This is a genomic window from Pigmentiphaga sp. YJ18, assembly GCF_038066655.1.
Taxonomy (GTDB): Bacteria; Pseudomonadota; Gammaproteobacteria; order Burkholderiales; family Burkholderiaceae_B; genus Pigmentiphaga.
On the sequence record NZ_JBBUKU010000002.1, the window covers coordinates 1,151,375 to 1,175,739 of the forward strand.

23 protein-coding genes are annotated in these 24,365 nt (G+C 69.1%); 9 read left to right on the forward strand and 14 right to left on the reverse strand.

What is annotated here, in order from left to right; genetic code table 11:
* Window positions 1-95 precede the first annotated feature (95 nt).
* Genes WKR98_RS19190 through WKR98_RS19205 form a run of 4 tightly spaced genes read left to right on the forward strand, consistent with a single transcriptional unit; the run spans window position 96 to window position 4,026 of the window.
* Window positions 96-1,073, forward strand: a complete 978-nt coding sequence (locus WKR98_RS19190; protein ID WP_124689137.1) for a tripartite tricarboxylate transporter substrate binding protein — start codon at window positions 96-98, stop codon at window positions 1,071-1,073.
* A gap of 37 nt (window positions 1,074-1,110) precedes the next feature.
* Window positions 1,111-2,103: a Bug family tripartite tricarboxylate transporter substrate binding protein gene (locus tag WKR98_RS19195; RefSeq protein ID WP_341434410.1), complete on the forward strand. Its 993-nt coding sequence runs from the start codon at window positions 1,111-1,113 to the stop codon at window positions 2,101-2,103.
* A 37-nt stretch (window positions 2,104-2,140) separates the two neighbouring features.
* A complete protein-coding gene (locus tag WKR98_RS19200) occupies window positions 2,141-3,202 on the forward strand; it encodes an isocitrate/isopropylmalate dehydrogenase family protein (RefSeq protein WP_124689135.1) in 1,062 nt (353 codons plus the stop codon).
* A 2-nt stretch (window positions 3,203-3,204) separates the two neighbouring features.
* Window positions 3,205-4,026, forward strand: a complete 822-nt coding sequence (locus WKR98_RS19205; RefSeq protein ID WP_341434411.1) for an amidohydrolase family protein — start codon at window positions 3,205-3,207, stop codon at window positions 4,024-4,026.
* Between the two features lie 1,071 nt (window positions 4,027-5,097).
* Here WKR98_RS19205 and WKR98_RS19210 read toward each other — a convergent pair.
* Complete coding sequence (locus tag WKR98_RS19210; RefSeq protein ID WP_341434412.1) at window positions 5,098-5,592, reverse strand: DUF6306 domain-containing protein; 495 nt, start codon at window positions 5,590-5,592, stop codon at window positions 5,098-5,100.
* 20 nt (window positions 5,593-5,612) lie between these two features.
* Window positions 5,613-5,966 carry a cupin domain-containing protein gene (locus tag WKR98_RS19215; RefSeq protein ID WP_124689133.1) on the reverse strand — a complete coding sequence of 118 codons (354 nt, stop codon included), beginning with the start codon at window positions 5,964-5,966 and terminating at the stop codon, window positions 5,613-5,615.
* A 172-nt stretch (window positions 5,967-6,138) separates the two neighbouring features.
* Here WKR98_RS19215 and WKR98_RS19220 point away from each other — a divergent pair, with 172 nt between their 5' ends.
* The gene (locus tag WKR98_RS19220; protein WP_341434413.1) at window positions 6,139-7,431 is read left to right on the forward strand and encodes a hypothetical protein; all 1,293 of its coding nucleotides are present in this window, start codon (window positions 6,139-6,141) and stop codon (window positions 7,429-7,431) included.
* A gap of 10 nt (window positions 7,432-7,441) precedes the next feature.
* Here WKR98_RS19220 and WKR98_RS19225 read toward each other — a convergent pair whose 3' ends face one another.
* The 4 genes from WKR98_RS19225 to WKR98_RS19240 all read right to left on the reverse strand — a co-directional run bounded on the left by WKR98_RS19225 (window position 7,442) and on the right by WKR98_RS19240 (window position 11,360).
* A complete protein-coding gene (locus tag WKR98_RS19225; RefSeq protein WP_341434414.1) occupies window positions 7,442-8,023 on the reverse strand; it encodes a hypothetical protein in 582 nt (193 codons plus the stop codon).
* Entirely contained in the window at window positions 8,020-8,604 is a 585-nt protein-coding gene (locus WKR98_RS19230) for a hypothetical protein (RefSeq protein WP_341434415.1), read from the reverse strand. Before WKR98_RS19230 ends, WKR98_RS19225 begins: the two co-directional genes overlap by 4 nt.
* Window positions 8,601-9,194, reverse strand: a complete 594-nt coding sequence (locus tag WKR98_RS19235) for a hypothetical protein (RefSeq protein ID WP_341434416.1) — start codon at window positions 9,192-9,194, stop codon at window positions 8,601-8,603. The genes WKR98_RS19230 and WKR98_RS19235 overlap by 4 nt, the downstream gene beginning before the upstream one ends.
* Before the next feature lie 144 nt (window positions 9,195-9,338).
* Window positions 9,339-11,360, reverse strand: a complete 2,022-nt coding sequence (locus WKR98_RS19240; protein ID WP_341434417.1) for a hypothetical protein — start codon at window positions 11,358-11,360, stop codon at window positions 9,339-9,341.
* A 209-nt stretch (window positions 11,361-11,569) separates the two neighbouring features.
* Between WKR98_RS19240 and WKR98_RS19245 the strand changes: the two genes are divergently transcribed.
* The 4 genes from WKR98_RS19245 (at window position 11,570) to xth (ending at window position 15,212) form a co-directional block, all read left to right on the forward strand.
* Complete coding sequence (locus WKR98_RS19245) at window positions 11,570-12,604, forward strand: helix-turn-helix transcriptional regulator (protein WP_124689128.1); 1,035 nt, start codon at window positions 11,570-11,572, stop codon at window positions 12,602-12,604.
* Window positions 12,605-12,701: 97 nt separating this feature from the next.
* Entirely contained in the window at window positions 12,702-13,898 is a 1,197-nt protein-coding gene (locus WKR98_RS19250) for an NnrS family protein (RefSeq protein ID WP_341434418.1), read from the forward strand.
* 11 nt (window positions 13,899-13,909) lie between these two features.
* On the forward strand, window positions 13,910-14,365 hold the full coding sequence (gene azu / locus WKR98_RS19255; protein ID WP_341434419.1) for an azurin: 456 nt from the start codon (window positions 13,910-13,912) through the stop codon (window positions 14,363-14,365).
* A gap of 67 nt (window positions 14,366-14,432) precedes the next feature.
* Window positions 14,433-15,212 carry an exodeoxyribonuclease III gene (gene xth / locus WKR98_RS19260; protein WP_124689125.1) on the forward strand — a complete coding sequence of 260 codons (780 nt, stop codon included), beginning with the start codon at window positions 14,433-14,435 and terminating at the stop codon, window positions 15,210-15,212.
* Between the two features lie 6 nt (window positions 15,213-15,218).
* On the opposite strand, the gene WKR98_RS19265 is transcribed toward xth, so the two are convergent.
* From WKR98_RS19265 to WKR98_RS19300, 8 genes are read right to left on the reverse strand one after another with little or no spacing between them, the layout of a single operon-like run.
* Entirely contained in the window at window positions 15,219-16,763 is a 1,545-nt protein-coding gene (locus WKR98_RS19265; protein WP_341434420.1) for a gamma-glutamyltransferase family protein, read from the reverse strand.
* A gap of 5 nt (window positions 16,764-16,768) precedes the next feature.
* A complete protein-coding gene (locus WKR98_RS19270) occupies window positions 16,769-17,374 on the reverse strand; it encodes a CoxG family protein (RefSeq protein ID WP_124689123.1) in 606 nt (201 codons plus the stop codon).
* The gene (locus WKR98_RS19275; RefSeq protein WP_124689122.1) at window positions 17,371-18,522 is read right to left on the reverse strand and encodes an FAD-dependent oxidoreductase; all 1,152 of its coding nucleotides are present in this window, start codon (window positions 18,520-18,522) and stop codon (window positions 17,371-17,373) included. The genes WKR98_RS19270 and WKR98_RS19275 overlap by 4 nt, the downstream gene beginning before the upstream one ends.
* 37 nt (window positions 18,523-18,559) lie before the next feature.
* Window positions 18,560-19,654 (reverse strand): DODA-type extradiol aromatic ring-opening family dioxygenase, encoded by a 1,095-nt coding sequence (locus WKR98_RS19280; RefSeq protein ID WP_341434421.1) that lies wholly within the window; start codon window positions 19,652-19,654, stop codon window positions 18,560-18,562.
* Window positions 19,651-20,130 (reverse strand): (2Fe-2S)-binding protein, encoded by a 480-nt coding sequence (locus WKR98_RS19285; protein ID WP_161567790.1) that lies wholly within the window; start codon window positions 20,128-20,130, stop codon window positions 19,651-19,653. Before WKR98_RS19285 ends, WKR98_RS19280 begins: the two co-directional genes overlap by 4 nt.
* Window positions 20,127-20,975 (reverse strand): FAD binding domain-containing protein, encoded by an 849-nt coding sequence (locus WKR98_RS19290; protein WP_341434422.1) that lies wholly within the window; start codon window positions 20,973-20,975, stop codon window positions 20,127-20,129. The genes WKR98_RS19285 and WKR98_RS19290 overlap by 4 nt, the downstream gene beginning before the upstream one ends.
* The gene (locus tag WKR98_RS19295) at window positions 20,972-23,344 is read right to left on the reverse strand and encodes a xanthine dehydrogenase family protein molybdopterin-binding subunit (RefSeq protein WP_341434423.1); all 2,373 of its coding nucleotides are present in this window, start codon (window positions 23,342-23,344) and stop codon (window positions 20,972-20,974) included. The genes WKR98_RS19290 and WKR98_RS19295 overlap by 4 nt, the downstream gene beginning before the upstream one ends.
* Window positions 23,345-23,346: 2 nt before the next feature.
* On the reverse strand, window positions 23,347-24,354 hold the full coding sequence (locus WKR98_RS19300; protein WP_341434424.1) for a Bug family tripartite tricarboxylate transporter substrate binding protein: 1,008 nt from the start codon (window positions 24,352-24,354) through the stop codon (window positions 23,347-23,349).
* Window positions 24,355-24,365: the final 11 nt, after the last annotated feature.

Sequence of the window (24,365 nt, forward strand, 5' to 3'; positions counted from 1 at the left end):
AAAGGATTTTTGCAATTTACAGCAGGAACGGGATGGATGACGATGCCGGCAAGGCACCGATGAGTGCCTTGCAGAACATTTTCGGAGGCACTTCCATGAAGCGACGCTTCATACTCCTGGCCGGCGCAGCCGCGACGGCCGGCGCACTGGCATCCACCGCAGCCCGGGCCGACGAGGCCTGGCCCCAGCGCCCGATCACGCTGGTTGTCCCCTTCGCCGCCGGCGGCGGCACCGACAGCATCGCCCGCGACATCGCCAAGCAGATGAGCGATCAGCTGCGCCAGCCCGTGGTGGTGGAAAACCGCGGCGGAGGCGGCGGCTCCCTGGGCGCCAACGCGGTCGCCAAGGCGCGGCCCGACGGCTACACCGTGTTGTTCGCGACCTCCACCTTCGCCACCAACGCCGCCTTCGAGCCCAAGCTGCCGTACGATCCGGAGCGCGACTTCGCCCCGGTTGCCATGATCGGCCGCGGCCCCCTGCTGCTGGTGACCAGCAAGCAGCTCGGCGCCACCACGGTGCCGCAGTTGCTGGCCGCCGCGCGCGGCCGCGCCGAGGGCCTGAATTTCTGCTCGGCCGGCCCGGGCAGCATCAACCACCTGGCCGGCGAACTGTTCCGCCAGCAGACCGGGGCGGCCATGACCCACGTGCCGTTCAAGGGCAGCGCCCCCGCCAGCATGGAACTGCTGGCCGGACGCGTGGACGTGTTCTTCGCGACGGTGCCGACCATCCTGCCGCACATCAAGGAAAACAAGCTGAACCTGCTGGCCGTGACCAGCGACAAGCGCTCGGCCCTGTTTCCCGAGGTTCCCACCCTGGCCGAGGCGGGGGTAAAAGGCTATGACGTGACCACCTGGTGGGGCGTGCTGGCGCCCGCCGCAACAAAGCCCGCCGTGGTGCAGGCGCTGAACAAGGCGGTGATCGCCGCCGCTTCGGCCGCGCCCGTGCAGGAACGGCTGCGCCATGAAGGCGCGACGCCGCTGGCGCTCAGCCCCGCCGCCTTCGGCGAGGAACTGCGCAAGGAACTGGCGCTGTGGCGCGGCGTCGTCGCCAAACCCGGCATGCAACTGCAATGACCGCGCCGGCCAAGAAGATCACCACGAGACTTTTTCCATGACTGCTATTTCCGCCTTGTCCCGCCGCGACTTCGCCCGGCTCGGCGCGGCCACCGCCATGCTGGCGGCCAGCGGCGCCGGCCGCGCCGCCGGCTCCTATCCGACCAAGCCCGTCACGGTCATCGTGCCCTACGCCCCGGGCGGCCAGGGCGACGTGTTCGCCCGCCTGCTGTCCCAGGACCTGGGGCAGGCGCTGGGACAATCGGTCATCGTCGAGAACCGGCCCGGCGCCAGCGGCGCGCTGGGCACCCGGCAGGTCGTGCGCGCCGATCCCGACGGTCACACGCTGCTGCTGGGCCAGACCGGCGAAATCGCCATCAACGGCTTCGCCATGAAGAGCCCCGGCTACGACACGCTCAAGGACCTGCGCGCGATCGCCCTGGTCGGCAACGCGCCGCTGGTGCTCGCCGTGCCGCAGAACTCCCCCTACGGCAGCGTCGAGGCGCTGCTGCGGGCGGCGCGCGACAAGCCCGGCAGCGTCGCCTACGCGTCCTCGGGCACCGCCACGCCCGGTCACCTGGCGGCCGCGGCGATGGCCGCCCGCTCGAAGGCCGACATGACCCACATTCCGTACAAGGGCGCGGGCCAGGCGATCTCGGACCTCATCGGCGGACAGGTGCAGTGCTTCTTCGCCAGCGCCTCGTCGATCATGCCGCACATCCAGGGCGGACGGGTGCGCGCGCTGGCCGTCTCGTCGCTGGAGCCGGTCGCGGCGCTGGCCGGCGTGCCGACCGTCGCGCAAACCCTGCCCGGCTTCGAGTTCAGCCTGTGGGGCGGCTATTTCGCGCCGGCCGCAACAAAGTCCGCGATCGTCGAACTGCTGGCCGGACACATCAACCGCATCGTCCAGAAACCCGAGCTGCGCGGCCGCTTCGAAGCGGAAGGCAGCGCGGTCGATCCGATGACGCCCGAGCGCTTCGGCAAATTCGTGCGCGCGGAAATGGACAAATACGCGGCCCTGGTCAAGAGCACCCAGGCACGCATCGACTGACCAACCTATCCCCTCTTTCCTTCCTGGCTGGAACATCATGAAAATCATCGTACTTCCCGGCGACGGCATCGGCCCCGAGACCATGGCCGCGACCGTCGAGGTGCTGCGCGCGGCGTCGCAGCGCTTCGGTTTCGAGCTTGCGCTGGAACACGACGTCGCGGGCCACGACAGCCTGCGGCGCCACGGCGCCACGGTCACCCAGGCGCTGCTGGACAAGGTTCGCGCCGCCGACGGCCTGATGCTCGGCCCGATGGCGACCTTCGACTTCAAGGACGAAAGCAAGGGCGAGATCAATCCGTCGATGTTCTTCCGCAAGGAACTCGACCTGTACGCCAACATCCGCCCGTCGCGCACCTGGCAGGGCGTGCCGCACAAGGTCGATGCCTTCGACCTCGTGGTCGTGCGCGAGAACACCGAGGGTTTCTACGCCGACCGCAACATCGCCTCGGGCGGCAGCGAGATGCTGATCACCGAGGACGTGGTGGTGTCGCTGCGCCGCATCACGCGCCTGTGCTGCGCCCGCATCGCCCGCGCCGCCTTCGAGCTGGCGCGCGCCCGCCGCAAACACGTCAGCATCGTCCACAAGGCCAATGTGCTCAAGATCGGCGACGGCATGTTCATCGACGAATGCCACAAGGCCGCCCGGGACTTTCCCGACGTGACCGTGGACGACTTCATCGTCGATGCGATGATGGCGCACGTGGTCCGCGCCCCGCAGCGTTTCGACGTCATCGTCACCACCAACATGTTCGGCGACATCCTGTCGGACCTGACCGCCGAACTGTCCGGCAGCCTGGGACTGGGCGGTTCGCTCAACATGGGCGCGCGCTACGCGATGGGCCAGGCCGCGCACGGCTCGGCGCCCGACATCGCCGACCAGGACATCGCCAACCCGTTCTCGCTGATCCTGTCGGCCGGCCAGTTGCTGGACTGGCACGGCCGCCGCACGAACCAGCCCGCCTACGTCGCCGCGGCCGATGCCATCGCGCGCACCGCCGCCATTGTCGTCGAAGCCGGGGAATCCACGCGCGACGTGGGCGGCAACCTGGGCACCGCCGCGACCGGCCGCGCCTTCGCCAAGCGGCTGCTGGAGGCCTAGACGTGGACCTGGCGTGCGATTGCCATACCCACGTGATCGGCGCCGCCGCGTCCTATCCCATGGTCGCGGATCGCCACTACACGCCGGGCCCGGCCTCGGCCGCCCAGTTGCGCCGCCACCTGGAACAAACCGGCATGGCGCGCGTGGTCATCGTGCAGCCCAGCGTCTACGGCACCGATAACCGCTGCCTGCTCGACGCCTTGGCGGACATGGATGGACGGGCCCGCGGGATCGCGGTGATCGATGACGGCTTCACCTCCGCGCAGCTGCAGGCGCTGCATGCCGGCGGCGTGCGGGGTGTGCGCGTCAACCTGGAAAGCGCCGGCCTGCACGACATCGGCGCCGCGGAACGGGCGCTTGCCGCCGTCGCCGCGCAAGTGGCCGATCTGGACTGGCATGTGCAGCTGTATGCCGCCCATGGCGTGATCGCGGCGCTGGCGCCCCGGCTGGCCGCGCTGCCCTGCCCCGTGGTCCTGGACCATTTCGCCATGGCGCCCTGGTCGCCCGAGGCCGCCGCGGCCCTGGCCGGCCTGCTGCGCTCGGGGCGGGTCCACCTGAAACTGTCCGCGCCCTATCGGCTGGCGGCCCCCGAAGACGCCGCCCGCTGGGCCCAGGCACTGTGCCGGGAAGTCCCGTCCGCCCTGCTATGGGGCAGCGACTGGCCGCACACCGCCCGCGCGCCCGGCAAGGCGGCGCACGAAGTCAGTCCGTATCGCCCGATCGGCCCGGGCCGCCTGCTGGACGATCTGGCGCGCTGGCTGCCGACGCCCGAACTGCGTCAGGCTGTCCTGGCGGACAATCCCGACCGGCTGTATTGGCGCTGACGCCGCCGCCCCGCAGGGCCTGGCGGATCACGTCCACATTCGCGCGCAGCCGCTCGTCGCCGGGAGCCCTCCTCAGGGCTTCCCGGGCATGCGCCAGCGCCTCGCCGCGGCGGCCCAGCCGCCAGCTGGCGATGGCCGCAAGATCGTGCGGCAGCGCGCCATGGCACACCGGATCGTTCATGTAGCCGTCGGGTTCGCCCGCCAGCGACAGCCCCCGGATCGCCGCCGCCCGGCACTCGGCCCATTCACCGCGCCGGTAGCGGATGTCGGCCAGCGTGACCCAGGGCTCGCGGCGCTCCGGGCATTCGGCCGCGGCGCGCAGCGTCCAGTCCAGGCCATCGCGCCCCTGGACCATCTCGCACTTGGCCAGGTACAGCATGCTGGCCGACCGCTCGGGCCGGAAAAGGTTGCCCGGCAGGGCCAGGTAGCGCTCGAACTCGCGCGCCGCGTCCTGGTGGCGACCGGCGTGGAACAGCTCGCGCGCATGGTAGTGCGCCATGCGCGGGTCGTGGGGTTCCTCGGCCGCCGCGGCGGCCAGCAGCGGCAGGTAGGAGCCGCGCGGCTTGGCGCGATCGGGATGGTGCTCGACGCGCATGCCGGGCACGAGCACGCCTTGCTCGGCGATGCGGTCGGGATAGATGCCTTCATGGCAGGCGTGGCGCCACCGGTAGCCGTGACGGGCGTGGATGCGGTTGTTCAGGAAGCGTATCGCCGGGCTGCCGTCCGCATGGAAGGCAGACACGAAATCGTAGTGCGCGCGTGTGGTGCCCGACACCCAGGCCGCCTCCAGGGCCGGCCGCCAGCCCGGGCTCAGGATCTCGTCCAGGTCCAGCGACACGCACACGTCCACATCCCCCGGCACCAGCGCCAGCGCGGCGTTGCGGGCATCGTCGAAGCGCCAGGGCTCGATGGACAAGCGATGCACGCACGCGCCCAGCGCCTCCAGGCGCTCGATGCCACCGTCGGTCGATCCCGTGTCCGCGACCACGACCATGTCGGCGCTCGCACAGGACGCCATGAAGCGGTCGGCGAAACCGGCTTCGTCGCGGCAGATGGCGTAGACGGCGATCTTCAGGGCTTGCCCGCCGCGGCCAGCCGGACCTCGACGCGATCGATATTCTCGCGATGCGCCACCAGCATGGCCAGCAGATCGTCCTGGATGCCGGCCTCCTTGACCTTGGGCACCAGCGCTTCCAGCTTCCTGACCACCCAGGCCTGGCCCCGATTCAGGAAGGCCATCCGCGCGGGCAGGTCGGCGATGGCCATGGCCTTGCCGTGGAAGGCGCCGGTACGCGAGCCGGGCTTGGCGTCCAGCGACTTGATGGCGGCGATCAGCATGGCACACCATTTCACTTCGTCCCGCCGGATGTCCTCCATCAGCGCGCGCTCGGCCGGATCCTGCAATTGCGCCACGGTTTCCTCGGCCACCCGCGCACCCGCCCGCTCGGCCTCCAGCAATTCCTCCAGCGCCGCCAGCAGTTCCTCGCGCGGAAGCTGGCCCATGTACGCGGCATCGGCCTGCTCGGCGTAGCACACCGGCGATGCGCGATCGGATTTGGGCTGCATGATTTCTCCAGAATGATGGGTCAGGCGGCACCGGGGCCCGCATCGCCGGGCTTGCGCACCAGCGTGACCAGCAGCGTCGTATCGGCCAGCGCCCGCACCGCGTGCGGCTCCTGGCCGAGCAGCGCGACCAGTTGGCCGGGACGCAGTCCACAGGTGCCGTGCGGCGTGGTGACGACGGCTTCGCCCGCCAGGCACTGGATGGTCAGTTCGCCGGGCACGTGGTGCTGCGGCAGTTCGTGTCCCGCCGGGAGCACCAGCTGCATGAGCTGCAAGCCGTCCGTGCGGAGCAGACTGCTGCTGGCGTGGGTTCCCCGCTGTTCGTCGCTGGCATGCAGGTCGATCGCTTCCAGGGGACTTGCGTGTCTGAGGGCCATGATCGCACCGACTGAACCTGTGGGCGCTCCAGTCTCCAGGCCGAGCGCATTGCCTTGTCGCACCTGACGTTATACGCCAGTACGGCGGCGGTCGCATTCCGAAGGAAAAAGATACAGCACGCGCGCGCCTTGCTTGCTAGCATCGCCCGCGTGCTACCCATGGGAAGCCGGGATGACGGAATCGATCGCCTCGCCCTTCGCATTGACCTTCCGCCTGTGGCTGCGCTTCTGGCCGCAACTGATGTGCCTGGTGCTTGCCGGCGTGCTGGCGAACGAGCTGCTGCTGCGGCTGGCCGTGCATACCGGCTTCGCCAACCACCTGGCGGGGCTGGCCGTGCTGACGCTGGTGGCGCTGGCGCACCTGATCGTAACGGTGCTGATGTTCCAGGTGCTGCTGCCCGGCCTGCCCGCCGTGCGCGCCGCCCAGGACGCCGCGCGTGGCCAGGCCTCGCCGGCCACCGGCGGCCCCGACCGGCTGGCATCGGCCATCACGGTAGCCCTGCTGCCCTTCTTCGCCTACTACGCCGCGTGGGGTTTCCTGGGCGACACCGTGCGGCAGTACTCGCGCCTGGCGCTGTCCCTGGACCCGTTCGGCACGCATGGCAATATCCTGGACGCCCTGGATTCGCGCTGGCTGTTCGTCTCGGTCGCGGTGTCGTGGCTGGTGCGCAAGCTGGCCAAGCGGCGCCGCGACGCCACCGGACGGCCGGCGTGGCAGGTCGTCATGGTGATCTGCGAGACGAACTGGATCCTGATCGGCCTGTACGTCATCAGCCGCTGGAAGGACGACGTCTGGACCTGGGTCACCGGTCTGGGCATCCGGGACTACCTGGCCTCGCTCCTGAACGCCCTGGCCACGCCGCTGGCGAATGCGCAGGCGGCGGCGATGGTGCCGGTGGAAGCGCTTGCCGAGACGCCCGGCAAACTGCTGGCGAACCTGTTCTTCTACGCCTTGCTGCCGGTGGTCTGGCTGGTCATGACGGCGCTGGTCTACGGTTACGACGTGCGCGACGATACCGAACTGATGCGTATCAACCGCCGCATCGAACGCTTCGGTGAACGCTACCGGGCAATACCGAAATTCCTGCGCGACTTCGCCGCCCACTTCATCGGCGGCTACCGTTCACGCTACCTGCCAGTCGCCAACGGCATCCGCCTGACGCTGAACTCGGGCGTACTGCTGCTGATCACGCTCATCGTCGGCTACCGGCTGATCGACTGGGGCAGCGCCTGGCTGTGGATAGGCGCGACGCGGCTGATCGGCCCCCACGACCTGGACACCTGGCAACTCTGGGCGCACGGGTTGACGCTGCTGCTGGGCAGCCCGTTCCGCGATTCATCCACGGGGCTGCTGATCGAACCGCTGCGCATCTGCTTTCTGGCGGCGATCCTGGAAACCGCGTTCGCGCGGCCCACGCGCGAGTCGGCGTCTGCGGGCGCCGCGCCTCGGGAGCGGCCCGCCTGAAAACCAGCGCCTATTGCACCAGCGTCGGCGGCTGGGTAAAACGCAGGTAGCGCGGCCGCTGCGGTCCCAGCGCCACCGTGGCGCGCAGGGCCGCGGCGGCATCGCGCGGCACCAGAAAGGCGTGGCGAATGCGCACGGTGTCGCCGGCCTTGGGCCCCGATCCCGCGGCCAGCACGCATTCCCGCGCTTCCGAACGCGGCAGCGGCAAGACGCGCGTCGGCATCCAGCGCCGCCCTTGGCCGTCCTCCAGCGCGATCTCGCAGCCCGCCCAGTTCTTGCGCACGTCGGCATCCCGCACCTGCACGGCAAATTCGGCCACCACGCCCATCGCGTTTTCCGGTATGCGCTTGCCCGCCGGCAGCGGCGCCATCCGCAACGCGCGAAGCCGCCAGCTCGCTCCCCCAAGATCGGCCTGGCCGCCCGCGGGTACCTCGCGCGCGATGCGCGCGCGCCCGCTCCACCACGTTCGCGCGCTGTCATGCATGACCACCGCCATGGCCAGGGGCAAGAGGATCACCAGCAGCCACAGGCTGCGCCGGCGCCATCGGCACTCCGCAGCGTCCCGCGCAACGGCGGGATCCCGGGCGTTCACGGCCGGCCTCCCGCCTGCTGCAGATCGAAGGTCTCGGCAATCGGCGGCAGGCCGTCCGCCGCGGCCGGCAGCGCGTTCAACGCGACGTGCGCCTCGGAATCCAGCCGGGGAAACGGGCCTTCGGAAACCAGCAAGGTGGCGCCCAGGATCTGGTCGGGCCGGATCTCGAAGACGAAGCGGCCACGCTGCGGCAGGCCTGGCTCGAGCGTATGGGGCGGCAGGTCCGGCAGGAACTCCGGGCGGTCCGACAACTCGTAGCGCAGTCCCGTCGGCCCTTCCCACACGGCGTGGGTGACGTTGACCGACCGCGAACGCGCGGCCATCCGCGCGGTGACGATCGCCCACACCCCCGCGCTTTCATGCCGTATCTCGCCGCCGAAACGCTTGCCGACCAGTTGCCGCGCGAACTCCACGCGCTCGACCTGGATGTCGAACAGGCGCGTGGACGCCGCCTTCCCCATCTTCCCGTAGGCGGGGATGGGTCCGGTCAGGTCCTGATAGCGCGGCGTACCGCGCTGCATCGCGAACAGCACGCCAGCAGCCAACGCAACCATGGCCACGGTGGCGAACGGCCGCCTCACGAGGCCCACCCCGCCACGCTTTCCGTCACCTCGACCGCCATCGTGATTCGTCCCACCACGCGCGGATTGAACCAGCCGGGCGTGCCGTAAAGGTTGTCGACGGGCTTGTAGGTCTTGGCGATGACATCGGCGTCCAGGCTCGTGGGCAACACGGCCGAGGCCGGCAGTTTCCACACGAAAGCCACGCGCTCGGCCAGCCCCGGATGCAGCAGCGGCAGCGGCCGGGCCTCGCGTACCAGCGCCACCTCGGGATCCGGCACAGGAACGCCGCCCACGGGATGCAGTTTCAGCAGCTTCGCGTAGTCGCGGGTGGAGGCTTGCGTGCGGTTGCTCAGATCGGCCTCGACCACCAGCGCCCGTTCACCTTCCTGCAGCCGGACGCCCAGGACCTTTTTTTCTTCGCTGACCCAGGCCCGCCTGGGTATCACCTGCCATTGTCCGGCCTCGATCTGGCTGCCGGCCGTGTACTCGGTCGCGGCCGGCGGCGGCGCGGCGCCCAGGATGCCGTAGACCGTCGCGGCGCAGACCGCGACGGTCGAACCGATGCCGGTGGCCAGACGAGCCCTGAGTTTGCCGAATGCGACGCGCACCCGCCCCTCCGTAGTTCACGCGTGAAGGTCCGGCGATGCTGGACGAGCGGGGATGGTAGCTCCCGGGCTCGCCGCGCGTAAATTGCGCGATTGTTTCGATACGTACCGCGCGGCCGTTACAAGCGCCGCGCGGGTTCCTGCCGCTTATTTGTAGGCTTCGACCACCGGGTCATAGACGGAAGTCTTGACCAGCTTGTCGATGGTCAGCGAGCCGAACGTCTTGGCTTCGTCGTTGGTGAAATCGTAGTCGGCCTTGACGGTCTGGAGCGTCCTGACCACATCGCCATGGTGGAAGGCCCCGAATGCCCCTTCCGTATCGGTATCGTTGCTGGTCTGCTTCCAGACCTTGTCATCGAACTGGAAGTGGGCAACGCCGAGAATCTGGCCGGGATGGCTCTTCTGGTACTCCAGCACGCCTTTCAACTGCCGCTGGACATAGTTCGCGGTGTAGTCCGGCTTGGCGCGGCTATAGCCGATCTCGGTGAAGAGGATAGGCACGCCGAACTGCTTGTACGTCGCCGGAATCCAGCCCTGGCCCGTGCTTTCCGCGTCCCTGAGCAGATAGTTCTCGTTGTTGTAGGTTTGCGGGGCAAGCATGAGGCGGTCCCTGTACTTGGCGGTCCTGGGATCGGTCAGCAGGCGGTTGAACTGATTCCAGCCCGGCATGTTCCTCCCTTCCAGGTAAGGTTCGCCGCGCGGCACGAAGGTCACCGGCATGCCGACCGGCACGCTCTTGCTGAACTTCCGCTTGTCGGCTTCTTCGATGAAGCGCGCGACCAGACCGATGGCGGTGTTGTAGTTGCCGGGATAGCCACTGAAATCGAGCTCGTTCGAGATGATCACCCCAGCGATCGCGGGATGCCAGTCGGTGCCGGCCTTGTTGCCGAAGTTCCTGCTGGAGAAATAGGCGCCGACGTCCCTGTTCCAGACGACCGAGCCCTGCGTGGAGATCCAGTTGCTGAGCGGCACGACGACCTTGATGTTCAGGCTGTTCGCATAATCCAGGAACTGGCTGTGGTCGTTGCGGGTATCCCAGTCGTAGAGCCGGATCAAGTTGATCCCCATATCCTTGATGGTCTTCAGGTCGTCGCGGCAATCGGATCCGCAGCTCTGCGAAAGATAGGACTGCTTGCCCCACAGCGATCCTGCCTGCTTGCGCGCGATGTCGCTGCCGAAATAGATGTAGGTATCGTTGGCCTGCGAAGGGTTGTAGCCCTGTCCGAAAGCCTGGTAGGCGGTGCCCTTGCCGGGAATGGGGAAGCGCGTGAAGCGGCCCGCGGCGATGCTCAGCACGGCATCGTCGACGGCTTCCAGCGCGCCCGCGTTCGAGCCCTGCAGCGTCGCCGTGTAGCTGATCTCGTCGGTGTCCGCGTCATAGGCGGGATTGGTCAGCTTCATGGCGTACAGCTTGGCGGCCCCCTTGGCCGTGGTGCCGAACAGCGTGGCGGTCGGCGCCGCCTCGCCGTAGGCATAGGACCACTGCGGCAGGAAATAGGAAACCGGCCGGGCCTCGGAGTACGTGCCCGGAGCGTTGTCCACCAGGAACATGTCCGCGCCCGCCTGGCTCAGCACCACCTTGTACTGGCCGGCCGTGGCGGTGGGCTGCAAGGCCGCCTTCGAGGCGTACTGCGTGTACTCCGCCACCTCCTTGTCGTCCGCCAGGTTGTTGAGCACCTTGACGGTGACATTGTCGAAGGCAAGCGCGGCGCCGGCATCCTGGTCCAGCGTGTCGTTCTGCAGCTGTGCCTGGAACGTCATCGTCCCGGTTTTCTCGTCGTAGGCGGGCCGGGAAAGCGCCACATACACACCTTCCATGGCACCGCCGCCCGACAGCTGGAACTGGACGGTCGCGTTGGGGTCGACGCCGCCATAGGCGTCCCGCCAGATGCTGCCCGCGTAGTCCTTGACCGGAGACTTGCCCACCGCCAGGCCTTGGCCGCCTTCGTACCACAGCACGTCGGATTCGACGTTCTTCAAGGTCAGGGTCCGGGTCGCCCCATCGGCGCCGGCCGACAACTGTCCGGACCCGGCCACCAGCATATAGGTGCGGGGCGAGTAGCTGGCGCCCGAGCCGCCGTCGCTCTTGGCCCCGTCTCCCCCGCAACCGGCCAGCATCGCCCCCGAGGCCAACGCCAGCGCCGACATGACAAATCGTTTTGTTTTCATACTGCCGCTCCTGAGAAACCGGTCCCGTGGCCCGTGAAACGAACCGACGCCCTGACATTCGCAATGCCGCGTCATTCGCATGGGAAGGATGAGCAGATGTTAGAGAAAGGCCTCTTTTGCGAGGCAGGCATGTTTGGGGCAAGCGTCCCGAGTACCGGGAAATCGTCCCGGATGTAGCATTGCGCGCCACAGGTGTATCATTTTGTGTCATGCCGACCACCCCGCCTCCTTGCGTACCGGAGCATCTGTCTTCCCACGACGTGGAGCCGGGGCTGCGCTTCGACGCCTGGCGCGAACGTGCGCACCAGTGGGTGGAAATGCTGCCGCCACCACCCGGTACCGAACTCGATGCGGAACTGCTCACCTTGCGCAGCAGCACCTGCATCTTCGGCACCATGCGTTCGTCCGCCTACGAAATGCGGGCGGCGTCCCGCCGCCTGGCCCATGCGCCCGAGATGGTGGTGGTCACACTGATCCAGGCCGGCGAACTGATACGCGACGCAGCACCGGGCGAGCCTCAACGCGTCGGACCGGGCAACCTGGGCCTGTACGACCCCTGGCGCATCGGGCACTACCGCTGGAGCCAGGGCTCGCGCGAGGTCTTCCTGGCCCTGCCCCGCGACGAGGTGCGCGCGGCGCTGGGACGCGAGCCGGGCAACGTGCCCATCCCGCTGGAACACTGCGCGCTGGCGCCCGCCCTGGCCAGCCAGTTGAATCATCTGGCCCTGCTGACACGCCAGCCGCAGAAGCTCGACGGCGTGGAGTACGCCAGCCTGCTGGAAGGCACGCGTTCGCTCGCGCTGCTGATGCTGCGCAACCTGGGGCGGCAGGGATCGAACCAGGAACAGTCCGACCTGGAAGATGGCCTGAACGGGGGCCGCCATGCGGCGGCGCTGCGCTTCATGGAACGCGAGGCCCACCGACACGACCTCGACGTCGCGGCGGTCGCCCGCGGCGCCGGCTGCTCGCGCACCCGCCTTTACGCGGCCTTCGCATCCCGGGGCGAAACGGTAATGGGAGCCCTGCGCGAAATCCGCCTGCAACGCGCCAAGGCCTTGATCGAGCGCAGCCCCAGGCTGCACATCGGCTCGCTCTCGTGGCGCTGCGGCTTCGCGGACCAATCGGCCTTCAGCAAGCTGTTCCGCCTGCGCTTCGGCCTGCTGCCCTCCGAATGGCACCATCGGACGTGGAGCAGTCCGGCCGCCGATGCGTCGGCCCGCGCCCGCTCGCAAGATCCCTGTTGAAAATCCCCGGCGTCGTCAGCGGTATTGGGGTTCCCCCCATAAGATTCATTTAATATATATCTTCAAACCAGACGTCCATCCCCCACGGAGCCGGCCCATGGCCATCCTGCTGGAAGTCGAAGAACCGGTGCCCCCCACCCCGCCGCCTCCGCAGTGGCGCGCTTTCCTGGAACTGGGCTTCCGGCCCCTGTACCTGGCGGGCTGCCTGTGGGCCGCCTTGTCCGTCCTGCTCTGGGTGTACGCGCCGCAGGCCCTGACCGGACCGCTCGGCGGCGTGGCCTGGCATGCCCATGAAATGCTCTGGGGCTTCATCGCCACCATCGCCGTGGGTTTCCTGCTTACCGCCGGCGCCAACTGGACCGGCATCAATCCGCTGCACGGCAAGGCCCTGGGGGCGCTGACGGCCCTCTGGCTACTGGCGCGGGTCGGCTACCTGGTGCCCGACACCGCGGGATTCTGGCTTGCCGCATGCGGCGAGACCTTGTTCTTCGCCACCGCCGCGGTGGCCCTGGGACGCTCCATCTACCAGGCGCGCAGCAAGCGCAACTACGGCATACCCGTACTCATCCTTGGATTGGGCGCGGCGAACGTCCTCTACCTCCATACGGTCCTGCAAGGCGACTACGCCCTGTTGCTGGCGCGCTTCAACCTCGGGCTGCTGTGCATGGCGGTGATCGCGCTGCTGGTGGCGCGGCGCGTGATCCCCTTCTTCGCGATGCGCGCCGTGGCCGGCCTGGACATCCCCATGCATACCCGCAGCGGCCAATGGCAGCTCGGCGCGGGCGTGCTGGCGATCCCGCTCCTGCTGGCGGACTGGATGCCAGGGGCGGGCCTGGCTCTTGCTGCCACCGGCGTGCTGACCTGCTGGCAACTGCTGGCATGGCGCCCCTGGGCGGTACGGCGCGTGCCGCTGCTGTGGATCCTGTACGTGGGCTACGCCGCGCTGGGCATCGGCCTGCTGGTGGCCGCGGCGCACGCGGCGGGCTGGGTCCCGCGCCTGGCCTGGCCGGCGCACGTCATCGGCGCGGCGGGCTTCGCCGTGCTGATCATCGGCATGGTCACCCGCACGGCGCTGGGCCACCTGGGGCGTCCGCTGCGCACCGACCGCAGCATGGTGGCGGCCTATGCGCTAGTGATCGCGGCGGCCGCGCTGCGCCTGGCCGCGCTGCTGCCCACGGCCTGGGCCATGGGCGTCCTGCACGCATCGGCGGCCGCCTGGATCCTGGGGTTCGCGCTGTACCTGTGGCGCTTCTTCCCGCTGCTGATCCGCCCGCGTTTCGACCAACGTTCCTGAAGGAGAACCTGATGAAGATCCTGCACACCACCCCGGCCCTGCTGCTGGCCGCCACGCTGGCCGGCCCCGCCTTCGCCGCCACCTGCAACGTGGAGATCGCGGGCAACGATACCATGAAATTCGACAAGACCAGCATCGAGGTGCCGCAAAGCTGCAAGCAGTTCACGGTCAAGCTCACGCACCCGGGCAAGCTGCCCAAGGCCTCGATGGGACACAACTGGGTATTGAGCAAGGCCTCGGATGTGCAAGGCATCGCGGCCGACGGCATCCCCGCCGGGCTGGAGAAGAATTACCTCAAGCCGGGCGATACGCGCGTGATCGCGCACACGAAGGTGATAGGCGGCGGGGAAACCGACTCCGTCACCTTCGACACGAGCAAGCTCAAGGCGGGGGAAAACTATGCGTTCTTCTGCTCGTTCCCGGGGCATGCGGCGCTGATGAAGGGGACGGTGGCGGTGACGAAATAGGCGCCAGGGGGTTTGCTTGGTAGCATGCGGGAATGATTGGTTAATTGACGGCATTCCCAGTACCCCCATGAAACTCGCTACCTGGAACATAAACTCCCTGAACGTGCGCCTGCCCCAGGTCATCGCCTACCTGCAGGCCACGCCGGTCGACGCGCTGTGCCTGCAGGAACTCAAGCTGACCGACGACAAGTTTCCCGTCGGCGCCTTCGAGGAAATCGGCTATCACGCGGCGTTCACCGGCCAGAAGACCTACAACGGCGTGGCCATCCTGAGCCGCCAGCCGGTCCGGGACGTGACCAAGAACATCGACGGCTTCGAGGACCCCCAGCAGCGCGTGATCGCCGCCACGCTGGACACGCCCGCGGGCGAGGTGCGCGTGATCAGCGCCTATTGCCCCAACGGGCAGTCGGTGGGCAGCGACAAGTACGACTACAAGCTGAAATGGTTCGCCGCCTTCCGCGACGGCCTGCAAGAGGAACTGGGCCGCTATCCGCGCCTGGCGGTGCTGGGCGACTACAACGTCGCGCCCGACGATCGCGACGTGCACGACCCGGTCAAGTGGGAAGGCAGCGTGCTGGTGTCCGAACCCGAGCGCGCCGCGTTCCGCTCGCTGCTGGACGTGGGCCTGCACGACGCCTTCCGGCTGTTCGAGCAGCCGCCCAAGTCCTTCAGTTGGTGGGACTACCGGCAACTGGGGTTCCGCCGCAATGCCGGCCTGCGCATCGACCACATCCTGCTGTCCGACACCTTGAAGGCCGTGTGCAGCGAGTGCGTGATCGAGCGCGAGATCCGCAAGAACGAACAGCCGTCGGACCACGCGCCGGTGATGGCGACGCTGGAAATCTAGCGGCGCTCAATCCGCCAGCGCGCAGGCCTGGCGGCGCAGGTCGGCCGCCGCTTCCAGGGTGCCATCCGGACGCATGCGGATGGCCTTGGCCGACCCGAAATAGAACTCGTGCAGGGAATCCTCCTCCACCGGCACGCCGGCCTCGCGCAGCCGCCGCGCCACGCCCTCCTGGAAACCGGGTTCGAGCAGGATGTCGCCGCCGCGCGTGATGCTCCAGCGCGGCGCGTCGATGGCCTCGGCCAGCGGCATGTCCTCGAAGCAGGCATGAGCGATCACCTGTACGCCGGTCGTGGTCTGGCTCACGCCGCCCGGCGACACGCCCAGCATGGCCGGCCGGCCCCCTTCCATCACGATGTAGGGATTCAGGGTGTGGACCGGCCGCTTGCCCGGCCCCAGCACGTTGGGGCTGGCCGGATCGAGATCGAACTCGATCAGGCGGTTGTTCATCAGGATGCCGGTTTGCGCATCCACGCAGCCGCTGCCGAAAGGCTGGAACACGCTTTGCAGCATGGCCAGCGCGTTGCCCTGGTCGTCCGCCAGCACGATGCCGGCGGTGTCGCCGGGATCCCGCGCGCCCGAAGGCGTCGCCTCCGCCACGCGGGCCAGGCGCCGCGCGACCCGTTCCGGATCCAGGGTCGCGGGCCACGGCGCGGCCGGATCGGCCACCTTGCGCTGGAAGGTTTCCAGGCATAGCCGGGCGATCTGGATCTGCGCATAGGCCCGTTGGCCTTCGGGCTCGTCCAGGTACGGCGCCAGCGCCTCCAGTTGGGCCAGCATCAGCACGCCCAGCGAGTTCGGCGGCATGACGTGAACGTGCCGGTCCCGTACGGACAGGCTGACCGGCCGCGCCCAGTCGGCCCGCTGCGCCAGCATGTCGTCCAGGCGCAGCAGGCCGCCCTGCTCCCGCGCGAAGGCGTCCAGGCTGCGGGCAATGGGCCCTTCGTAGAAAGCGTCGGCGCCATCGCGCGCGATGCGCTTCAAGGTGTCGGCCAGGGCGGGCTGGCGCAGCAGGTCCCCCGCCGCCAGCGGCCGGCCCCCGGGCGCGAACAGGGCGTCGAAGCCAGGCTGGCGGACCACCGCCGGCTTGGCGCTCCCGAGGTTGCGATGGATCTCGCTGGAGCACCCTATGCCGTCCGCCGCGTGGCGCACGGCGTCCTCCAGCAGCAAGGCCCAGGGCAGGCGCCCGTGGCGCCGGTGCGCCTGGTCCCACAGGCGCACGAGCCCGGGCACCACCCAGGTCGACGGCCCGCGCGGACCGATGCCGCCGTCGCCGAAGGCATCCGGCCGGGCCAGGCCGGGCGCCCGGCCCGTGCCGTTCAAGGCCTGGATCGTGCCCGAGGCCGCGTCGTAATACAGCATCATGCCGCAGCCGCCCAGCGAGGTCGCGTGCGGCAGCGCCACCGCCATGACGGCCGAGGCCGAGATCATCGCATCGACCAGCGAGCCGCCGGCCCGCAAGGTATCCAGCGCGCTCTGGCTGGCCAGGTGATGGCCGGTGACGACGGCGCGGCGCCGGCCGAATGCGGCGGCGCGGGAAGCGGGCCTGGCCATGCGGGTCATCGCAGCAGGTTGGCGCAGAAGGTGCCGACGAAGCAGCCCACTGCGCAGGCGATGGGCAGCCACCAGCCTTGCCAGCGTCCCGCCGCCGGCGAGGCGGATGGCGCGGGCGCAGGCACAGCCGGGGCAGCGAACCCGGATGCGGGGGCGGCGGCCTGGGCCCCCGCCCCCGACAATTCGCGCTGCACGTTGGCGAAGAACTGTTCCGAGAACTTGCGCGCCGCGCCGTCTATCATCCGCGCGCCCAGTTGCGCGACCTTGCCGGTCACCTCGGTCTCGGCGCGGTAGCCCAGCAAGGTGCCGCCGGCGATGTCCTCCAGCGTCACGGCCACGCTGCCGGTGGCGGCGCCGGCCACGCCGGCCGAGCCCTGGCCCGTCAGCGTGAAGCGCTCCTGCTGCGCCTGGACCGCGCGGGCGAAGGCCACGTCGAAGTTGGCGCGTATGGGCCCCACGCCCGCCGAGATCGTGGCCCGGTAGCCGCCGTCGTCGGTGCGGCTGATGGCGCGGCAATCGGGAATCGTGCGGCGCAGGAAATCCAGGTCGTCCAGCGCCTCCCAGACCCGGCCGCGCGGCGCCGCCAGCGTCTTGGTGCCGTCTATGATCATGGCCGCACCTCTCCCATCATGTCTATGCCCGCCTGCGCCAGGCCGCGGTCGGCCACGCGCATGCGTTCGTTCAGGCACTTGAACTGGCCGAAGCTCCAGGCCACCAGCGGACGCGCGAAGTCCAGCGAGGTCGGCCACTGGCGCGTGAACCAGTCATAGCGCACGGCCCAGGCCTGCGTGCGGTCGCTGATGAAGCGCACGCGCTGCTCCCAGGCGGCCACCGCCGAAGCAACGTCGTCGGCGTCCGCCACCAGGTGCGCCAGCGCGTAGGCGTTCATCAAGGTCAGCCCCGCCCCCTGCCCCAGGGTCGGCGGCAAACCATGGGCGGCGTCGCCCAGGATGGCGATGTTGCCGACGCTCCACTTCGGGCACTTGACCAGGCCGTAATGGTATTGCGTGCCCTCGGCCCGATGCAGCACCGCCATCAGGTCGGCGATCTTGGGAAAGCGCCGGCTCCAGTCCTCGACATCGATGGGAAAGCGCGCCGCCGTGGCATCCCAGGCCGGCGCGACCATGTAGACATAGGTGTGGCCGGGCCCCGACGGCGTCACGCCTATGCGCCGGTTGCCGGACCAGTGCTCCACCGTCTTGGGCTGGGGCGTGAAGGCGCGGCCCTCGATCAGGTAGCGGTTGATGATGGTCGGCAGTTCCGTGAACCCCCCTCCCATTTTCTGCGAGTTGCGCACCGCCGAATGCACGCCGTCGGCCGCGATGACGAGGTCGGCTTCATGCAGCCCGCCGTCGGCGGTCAGAAGGCCCTTGCCGGGCAGCGCGCCGGTCACGCGCGAGCCGGTCACGATGTTCACGCCGGCTTCCAGCGCCGCGTCGCGCAGGCCCTCGATCAGCACCTGCCGGGCGAAGGTATGGACGCGCGACTTGTCCCGCAGCGGCCGTTCCTGCTTGACCGTACCGTCGGCGAACTGGATCTGCGCGCGTTCGAGCACCGTGCCCTGGCCGCGGATGCGGTCCAGCACGCCCAGCTTCTCCAGCACTTCCAGGCTGTTGTTCTTGATATAGATGCCCGCCCCCACCTCACGGATCTCGGATCCCTGCTCGTGGACGTTGACTTCCCAGCCACGGCGCGCGAACAGCGCGCCGGCGCTCAGGCCGGCGATGCCGCCTCCGGCGATTTCTACTTTGCGTTTCATACCCGATATCCGAAGAAAATGATGAAGCGAAGAATCTCTATCCGGCCTGGCGGCGCTTGGCGGCCAGGCTGATCTGCATGGCCGCGCCCGAGGTCAGCAAGGCATGGATGCTGAACCGGTCGCGCAGGACCTCCCATTGCATGGCGCACAGCGCCTCGCGCTCGTCGTCCGCCAGGGCGAACGGCTGGCAGAAGGCCGCGGGATCGTCCAGGAAACGCTCCGCCGCCTCGGCCCGCGTGCGCAGGGTCAGGACCGCCTCGGCCAGCCTGGCGCGTGCCGGCGGCATCGCGGGATACCGCAGCGGGTCGCGCGCCGGCGCGGGTTCGGTCAGGTCCCATCCCGCCGACGCATAGATGTGATGCCACGACGGTTCCAGCAGCGCCGTGAACGGCGGCCGGTTCTCGCCCAGCGCCCCGGCCAGGATCAGCGGCGCGCGCAGCTCGACATTGCCGGTGCGGTCCAGTTCCCAGTCGTCGTAGCTCAGCAGGTGCGTCAGGTGGCCGGCCTGGATCTCGGCGAAGATGCGCTGGTCCGTCTCCAGGTCGGGATGCGGATAGTGCACCGTGCCCGGGTAGTGGGACAGGCCGCCGCTGGCGATCAGCAGCGCCCGCTTGCCCAGGCGCTGCAAGGCGGTCTGCAGGGCGGCGCCGAAGGCGTAGCAGCGGCGCCCGCCGGGCTGGGGCGGCACGTAGGCATTGACGAACAGGGCCACCAGCGGCACGTCGCGCCCGAAGCCCATGAATTCGTAGGGAATGGTGAAGGCCGTCTGCAGCTTGGCGTTCATCGTGAACGCCAGGTCGAAGCCGGCCCGCTCCATTTCCGGGACCAGGGCGTAGCCGGTGTCGCCGTCGATGGCCCACATGCCGCGATGCTTGTGCATGCCGTCGGCCTCGTGGGCCACATGCACGCAGAACGGCGGCACGCCGTGGGTGACGAAGTGGTCGCCGTGGTCGTTGGACACCATGACGATGCAATCGGGCTCGAGCGCCCGCAGCCGCTCGCCTATCGTTTCCAGCGAGCGGCGCACGCGGGCGACCTGCTCGAGGTCCTCGCTCTCGGGCAGGGAAAGGAACTGCGGCGCGTGCGGCACGATGGCCGCGCCGACGATGCCGTAAGGGTTGGAGGATTTCACGCTTGCACCTCGGTAGTGGGTCGTTCTTCGTTGGCCACTTCGACAACGGCCGCGACGATGCCGTGATAGCCCGTGCAGCGGCAGATGTTGCCGGACAGGCACTGGCGGATCGCCGGCTCGTCACGCAACTGGCCGCGGCGCACGATGTCGTACCCGCTCACGACCATGCCCGGCGTGCAGAAGCCGCATTGCAGGGCGTGGTACTCGCTGAAGGCCCGGCGCAGCCGGTCGGCCTTGGCGTCGCACAGCCCTTCCAGCGTCGTCACCGAGGAGCCGTCCACCGAGCCCGCCAGGGTCAGGCAGGCACGCACCACCTTGCCGTCGACGATGACGTTGCAGGCGCCGCATACGCCGTGCTCGCAGCCCAGGTGCACGGAGGTCTGCCGGCACTGCTCGCGCAGCACGTCGGCCAGTACCGCGGAGGGTTCGACCTCGAGTCCGGTCTCGCGGCCGTTCACGGTCAATGTGATGTTCATGCAGCAACTCCTTGCCATGCCTGTTCGGCCGCCCGGGCCATCGCCTGCGCGTGGCGGGATGCCGCCAGCGGATCGACGTGGGGCCGGGCGGCCAGGATCTCGTCCAGGGCCGAGGCCGCGATGTCGCGCCTGGCGGGCAGCAAGCCCCCGGCGGCCGGCAGCCGCGCCGCCGTGGCCGGCAGCGCCAGCGGACCGGGATCGATCGCGCCCAGCCAGCATGCCCACTGGCCGTCGGCCCCCTGCAGGGCCAATGCGCTGGCCGAGGCGAATTCGCCGGCCCGGTGCATGAGCTTGCACCGCCCCCACCGGACGAGGCCCGATGCCCGCTCGGGCAGCGTGGCCGCCAGCGCGATCTCGTCCACCTGCACGTCGCTGTCCATGGCGCCGCGGATGAAATCGCGCAGCGCGACGGCGCGCCGTCCCCGCAGGCTGGCCAGCTCCACCGTGGCGTCGAGCGCGGTCAGCAGCAGCGGCCAGTCTCCCGCCGGATCGGCGTGGACCAGGCTGCCGACCACCGTGCCCCGGCTGCGCACCGGCAGGAAGGCGATTTCGGCGGCATGCGCCCGCAGCAGGTCGAACAGCGCACCGGCCCGCTCGCACCGCTCGACGTCGGCATGGGTGACGGCCGCGCCCATGCGCACGGCCGGCGCGGTATCCAGGCGCGCGAGTGATTCCACCCGGGTGATATCGATCAGCGCGTAGGGGCGCAGCATGCGGTAGCGCATCATGGGCAATAGGCTCTGCCCGCCGGCCAGGACCTTGGCATCGCTGCCCAGGGCGGCGCGCAGCGCCAGCGCCTCGTCCAGCGTGCGCGGCACGTGCAGCGCGAAAGGCGGCAGCTTCATCGCGCACCTCCCTGCCCGGCTTCGTGCAGCTGGCGCAGCAGGTAGTCGGGCGTGATGGGCGTACGGCACACGTCCACGCCCAGCTCCGCCAGCGCGTCGCGCACGGCATTGGCGATGGCCGCGGGCGGCGCCACGGCGCCTCCTTCCCCCATGCCTTTCATGCCGAACTCGGAATGGGGCGACGGGGTGCTGAAGTGCAGGATGGAAATCGGCGGAACCTCGACCGCGCTGGGCACGGCGTAGTCGCCGAAGGTCACGGTCTGCGGCTGGCCATTGCTGTCGTAGATCATTTCTTCATACAGGGCCTGGCCGATGCCTTGCGCGACGCCGCCGCGTATCTGGCCGTCCAGGATCAGGGGGTTGACCACGGTGCCGCAATCCTCCACGACCAGGTAGTCCAGGATCCTGACAAAGCCGGTGTCCGGGTCGACGCTGACGCGCGCGGCATGCAGCGTGTAGGAAAACGTTCCGGTCTCGACGCCGGGCCGGTAGTCGGCCTGGAACGAGAAGCCGGGGGAAATGGAGCGCGGCAGCTTGCTCACGCCCACGTAGGCGACCCGGGCCAGGTCGCCGAAGGACATGGTGCCCTGCGGCGAGATGCAGGCGCCGTCGCGCACCTCGATCTGCGCGTCGTCCGTCTCGTGCAGCACGGCGTGGATGGCGCGCGCCTTGCCGACGATGTCCCGGCAGGCCATGGCCACCGCCCCGCCCGCCATCACGATGGACCGCGAGGCGACCGAGCCCAGGCCGTACGGCGCCGCCGACGTATCGCCCTGGCGTATCCGTATCGCCGAGACCGGCAGCGTGGTGATCTCGGCCGCGATCTGCGCCAGGCTGGTGAAATGCCCCTGCCCGTGCGACAGCGTGCCGACCTCGATGACCAGCGTGCCGTCCATGTTCAGCGTGGCGCGCGCCGACTCGTGGCCGTAGATCAGCGGCGAGCCCCGGCGGCGCCATTCCTCGGCGCCGTGCGCGGCCTGCTCGACCAGCATCGCATAGCCCACGCCCACCCGGCCGCCGTCATCGGCCTGCCGCGCGGCGGGCCAGTTCTCGGCCACGAAGCGCCCGGCGGCATCGACGACCTCACGGTAGTTGCCCGAGTCGTAGGCCAGTCCGGTGGCCGACACGTAGGGCATCTGCGCCGGCGAGATCAGGTTGGCCCGGCGCACGTCCAGCGGGTCGGCGCCCAGTTCGCGGGCGACCTCCTCGATGATGCGCTCCATCGCGAAGCAGCCGCCCGGCCGGCCCACGCCACGGTAAGGCCCCAGGGGGCTCTTGTTGGTGTGGATGCTGACGGCCTCGAAGCGATAGTTGCGGATGTCGTAGGGCCCGAGCATGACGTTGGTGGCCATGTTGGCCTCGATCGCCCCGGTGGAGGTCTTGGCCGAATAGGCGCCGGCATCCACCACCACCAGCGCGTCCAGCGCGTGGATCCTGCCCGTGTCGTCGAAATAGGCGGTGATGCGCTGCTCGTGCTGGCGGCTATGGTTGCTGGCGACGAAATGCTCGTAGCGGTCCTCGATCCAGCGCACCGGTCGCCGCAGCTTCCAGGCCAGCGCGGTCACCAGCACTTCCTCGGGATAAAGATTGCTCTTGGAGCCGAAGCCGCCGCCCACGTCCGGCACCACCACGCGGATGTCGGCCTCGGTCAGGCCGGGAATCTGTTCGGCCAGGAAGGTGCGGATCAGGTGCGGCCGCTGGCTGGACACGTGCACGACCACGCCGCCGGCCGGATCGGGATAGGCCAGGCAGCCCCGGCATTCCAGGGGGTTGGCCAGCACCCTGCCCATGGACAGTCGGCGCGTGACCTGCCGCAGGCCGCGCCCGGCCGGATCGTCGATGATGGCCTGCGCATCGCCCAGCGCGCGGCCGATGCGCATGACTAGGTTGGAGGACAGGTGGTCGTGCAGCGGCACGCCCGGGTGGTCCACCTCGTCCCAGGCATCGACCACCGCGGCCAGCGGCTCGATGTCCAGCTGTACCTGCTCGGCGCGTTCCTCGGCCTCGGCCCGGGTCGCGCCCAGCGCCAGCACCACCGGCTCGCCGGCAAAGCGCACCTTGCCGTCGGCCAGCAGCGGATACGGCGCGCCGTTGAATTCCGGACGCAGCAGCGCGCAGTAGATGGGCAAAGCCAGGTCGGCGATGTCGGCCGCGGTCCAGAACGTGCCGGCCGGCAATTCCGGCGGCAGCGTCACGCCCTTCAATCGGCCATGGGCCACCGGGCTGCGGCAGAACGCCACTTCCAGGCATCCCGGCGCCTGGATGTCCGCCACGAAGGCGCCCCCGCCAGCCAGGTGGCGGGCATCCTCCACCCGGACCAGCGGCCGCCCGATATGGGCGTAGCCACCGTCGACCTTGCTTTCCCCCATGCTCACTCCAGCGTCACCTTGGCATCCTTGATGATGCCGCCCCACATGTCGAAGTCATTGCGCATGCGCTTCTTCAGATCGTCCACCGAGGTGTCCATGGGCGCAAGCCCCAGATCGATCAACGTACTGCGCACGTCCGGCTTCTTCAGGATCTTGTTCACTTCGCTGTTGATCGACGCCACCACGGCGGGCGGAGTCTGCGCCGGAGCCATCAGGATGAACCAGCTCGACAGTTCCTCGTCGGGCAGTCCCGATTCCTTCAGGGTCGGCAGCGCCGGCGTGCTCGGGAAGCGGTTGCGTGCCCCCACCATCAGCAGGCGCACCTTGCCGGCATCCACCATGGGGCGCAGCGGCGGGATGTTGTCGAAACTGAAATCGACGTCGCCCTGGGCCAATGCCACCGATGCCGGGCCGCTGCCCTTGTAGGGTGAATGCACGGCCTTGATGCCGAGCTGCTTGATCAGCCATTCGGAAGCCAGGTGCAGCGTGCTGCCGGGGCCCGCCGAGCCAAAAGTCACGCCTTTCTCGGTGGCGGCCTTGGCCTTGATCTCGGTGATGAAATCCTTGACGTTGGTCGCCTTGATGCCGGGCCCCACGGCCAGGAACGGCGGCACGTCGACGATGCCCACCACCGGCACCAGCTCTTTCATGGCGTCGTAGTCGAGCTTGGGATACAGGTGGGCGTTGTTGACGATCGAGGTGGTCGCCAGCAACAGCGTATAGCCATCGGGCGCGGACCGGATCACGTTGCGGGTCGCGATCTGGGTGCTGGCGCCGGGCTGGTTCTCGATCACCACGGCCTGGCCGTAGGCTTCCTGCAGCTTCTTGCCGATCAGTCGCGCCGTCACGTCGCTGCCGCCGCCGGCGGCGAAGGGCACGATGATCCTGATGGAACGGCTGGGATAGGAATCCGCCGCCGTGGCGGAGGCCGCACAAGCCACGGCGGCGCACGCAAGCACGGCACCGGTGGCGCGTCGTGCGAAAAGCGATGAACTCAACGACATCTTCATGTTCGATACCT

What these genes read in the sequence shown, in the direction of transcription:
- WKR98_RS19190 (WP_124689137.1), top strand. Translation starts at nt 96, where the DNA reads ATGAAGCGACGCTTCATACTCCTGGCCGGCGCAGCCGCGACGGCCGGC.
- WKR98_RS19195 (WP_341434410.1), top strand. Translation starts at nt 1,111, where the DNA reads ATGACTGCTATTTCCGCCTTGTCCCGCCGCGACTTCGCCCGGCTCGGC.
- WKR98_RS19200 (WP_124689135.1), top strand. Translation starts at nt 2,141, where the DNA reads ATGAAAATCATCGTACTTCCCGGCGACGGCATCGGCCCCGAGACCATG.
- WKR98_RS19210 (WP_341434412.1), bottom strand. Translation starts at nt 5,592, where the DNA reads ATGCAGCCCAAATCCGATCGCGCATCGCCGGTGTGCTACGCCGAGCAG.
- WKR98_RS19215 (WP_124689133.1), bottom strand. Translation starts at nt 5,966, where the DNA reads ATGGCCCTCAGACACGCAAGTCCCCTGGAAGCGATCGACCTGCATGCC.
- WKR98_RS19220 (WP_341434413.1), top strand. Translation starts at nt 6,139, where the DNA reads ATGACGGAATCGATCGCCTCGCCCTTCGCATTGACCTTCCGCCTGTGG.
- WKR98_RS19240 (WP_341434417.1), bottom strand. Translation starts at nt 11,360, where the DNA reads ATGAAAACAAAACGATTTGTCATGTCGGCGCTGGCGTTGGCCTCGGGG.
- WKR98_RS19245 (WP_124689128.1), top strand. Translation starts at nt 11,570, where the DNA reads ATGCCGACCACCCCGCCTCCTTGCGTACCGGAGCATCTGTCTTCCCAC.
- WKR98_RS19250 (WP_341434418.1), top strand. Translation starts at nt 12,702, where the DNA reads ATGGCCATCCTGCTGGAAGTCGAAGAACCGGTGCCCCCCACCCCGCCG.
- azu (WP_341434419.1), top strand. Translation starts at nt 13,910, where the DNA reads ATGAAGATCCTGCACACCACCCCGGCCCTGCTGCTGGCCGCCACGCTG.
- xth (WP_124689125.1), top strand. Translation starts at nt 14,433, where the DNA reads ATGAAACTCGCTACCTGGAACATAAACTCCCTGAACGTGCGCCTGCCC.
- WKR98_RS19265 (WP_341434420.1), bottom strand. Translation starts at nt 16,763, where the DNA reads ATGGCCAGGCCCGCTTCCCGCGCCGCCGCATTCGGCCGGCGCCGCGCC.
- WKR98_RS19270 (WP_124689123.1), bottom strand. Translation starts at nt 17,374, where the DNA reads ATGATCATAGACGGCACCAAGACGCTGGCGGCGCCGCGCGGCCGGGTC.
- WKR98_RS19275 (WP_124689122.1), bottom strand. Translation starts at nt 18,522, where the DNA reads ATGAAACGCAAAGTAGAAATCGCCGGAGGCGGCATCGCCGGCCTGAGC.
- WKR98_RS19285 (WP_161567790.1), bottom strand. Translation starts at nt 20,130, where the DNA reads ATGAACATCACATTGACCGTGAACGGCCGCGAGACCGGACTCGAGGTC.
- WKR98_RS19290 (WP_341434422.1), bottom strand. Translation starts at nt 20,975, where the DNA reads ATGAAGCTGCCGCCTTTCGCGCTGCACGTGCCGCGCACGCTGGACGAG.
- WKR98_RS19295 (WP_341434423.1), bottom strand. Translation starts at nt 23,344, where the DNA reads ATGGGGGAAAGCAAGGTCGACGGTGGCTACGCCCATATCGGGCGGCCG.
- WKR98_RS19300 (WP_341434424.1), bottom strand. Translation starts at nt 24,354, where the DNA reads ATGAAGATGTCGTTGAGTTCATCGCTTTTCGCACGACGCGCCACCGGT.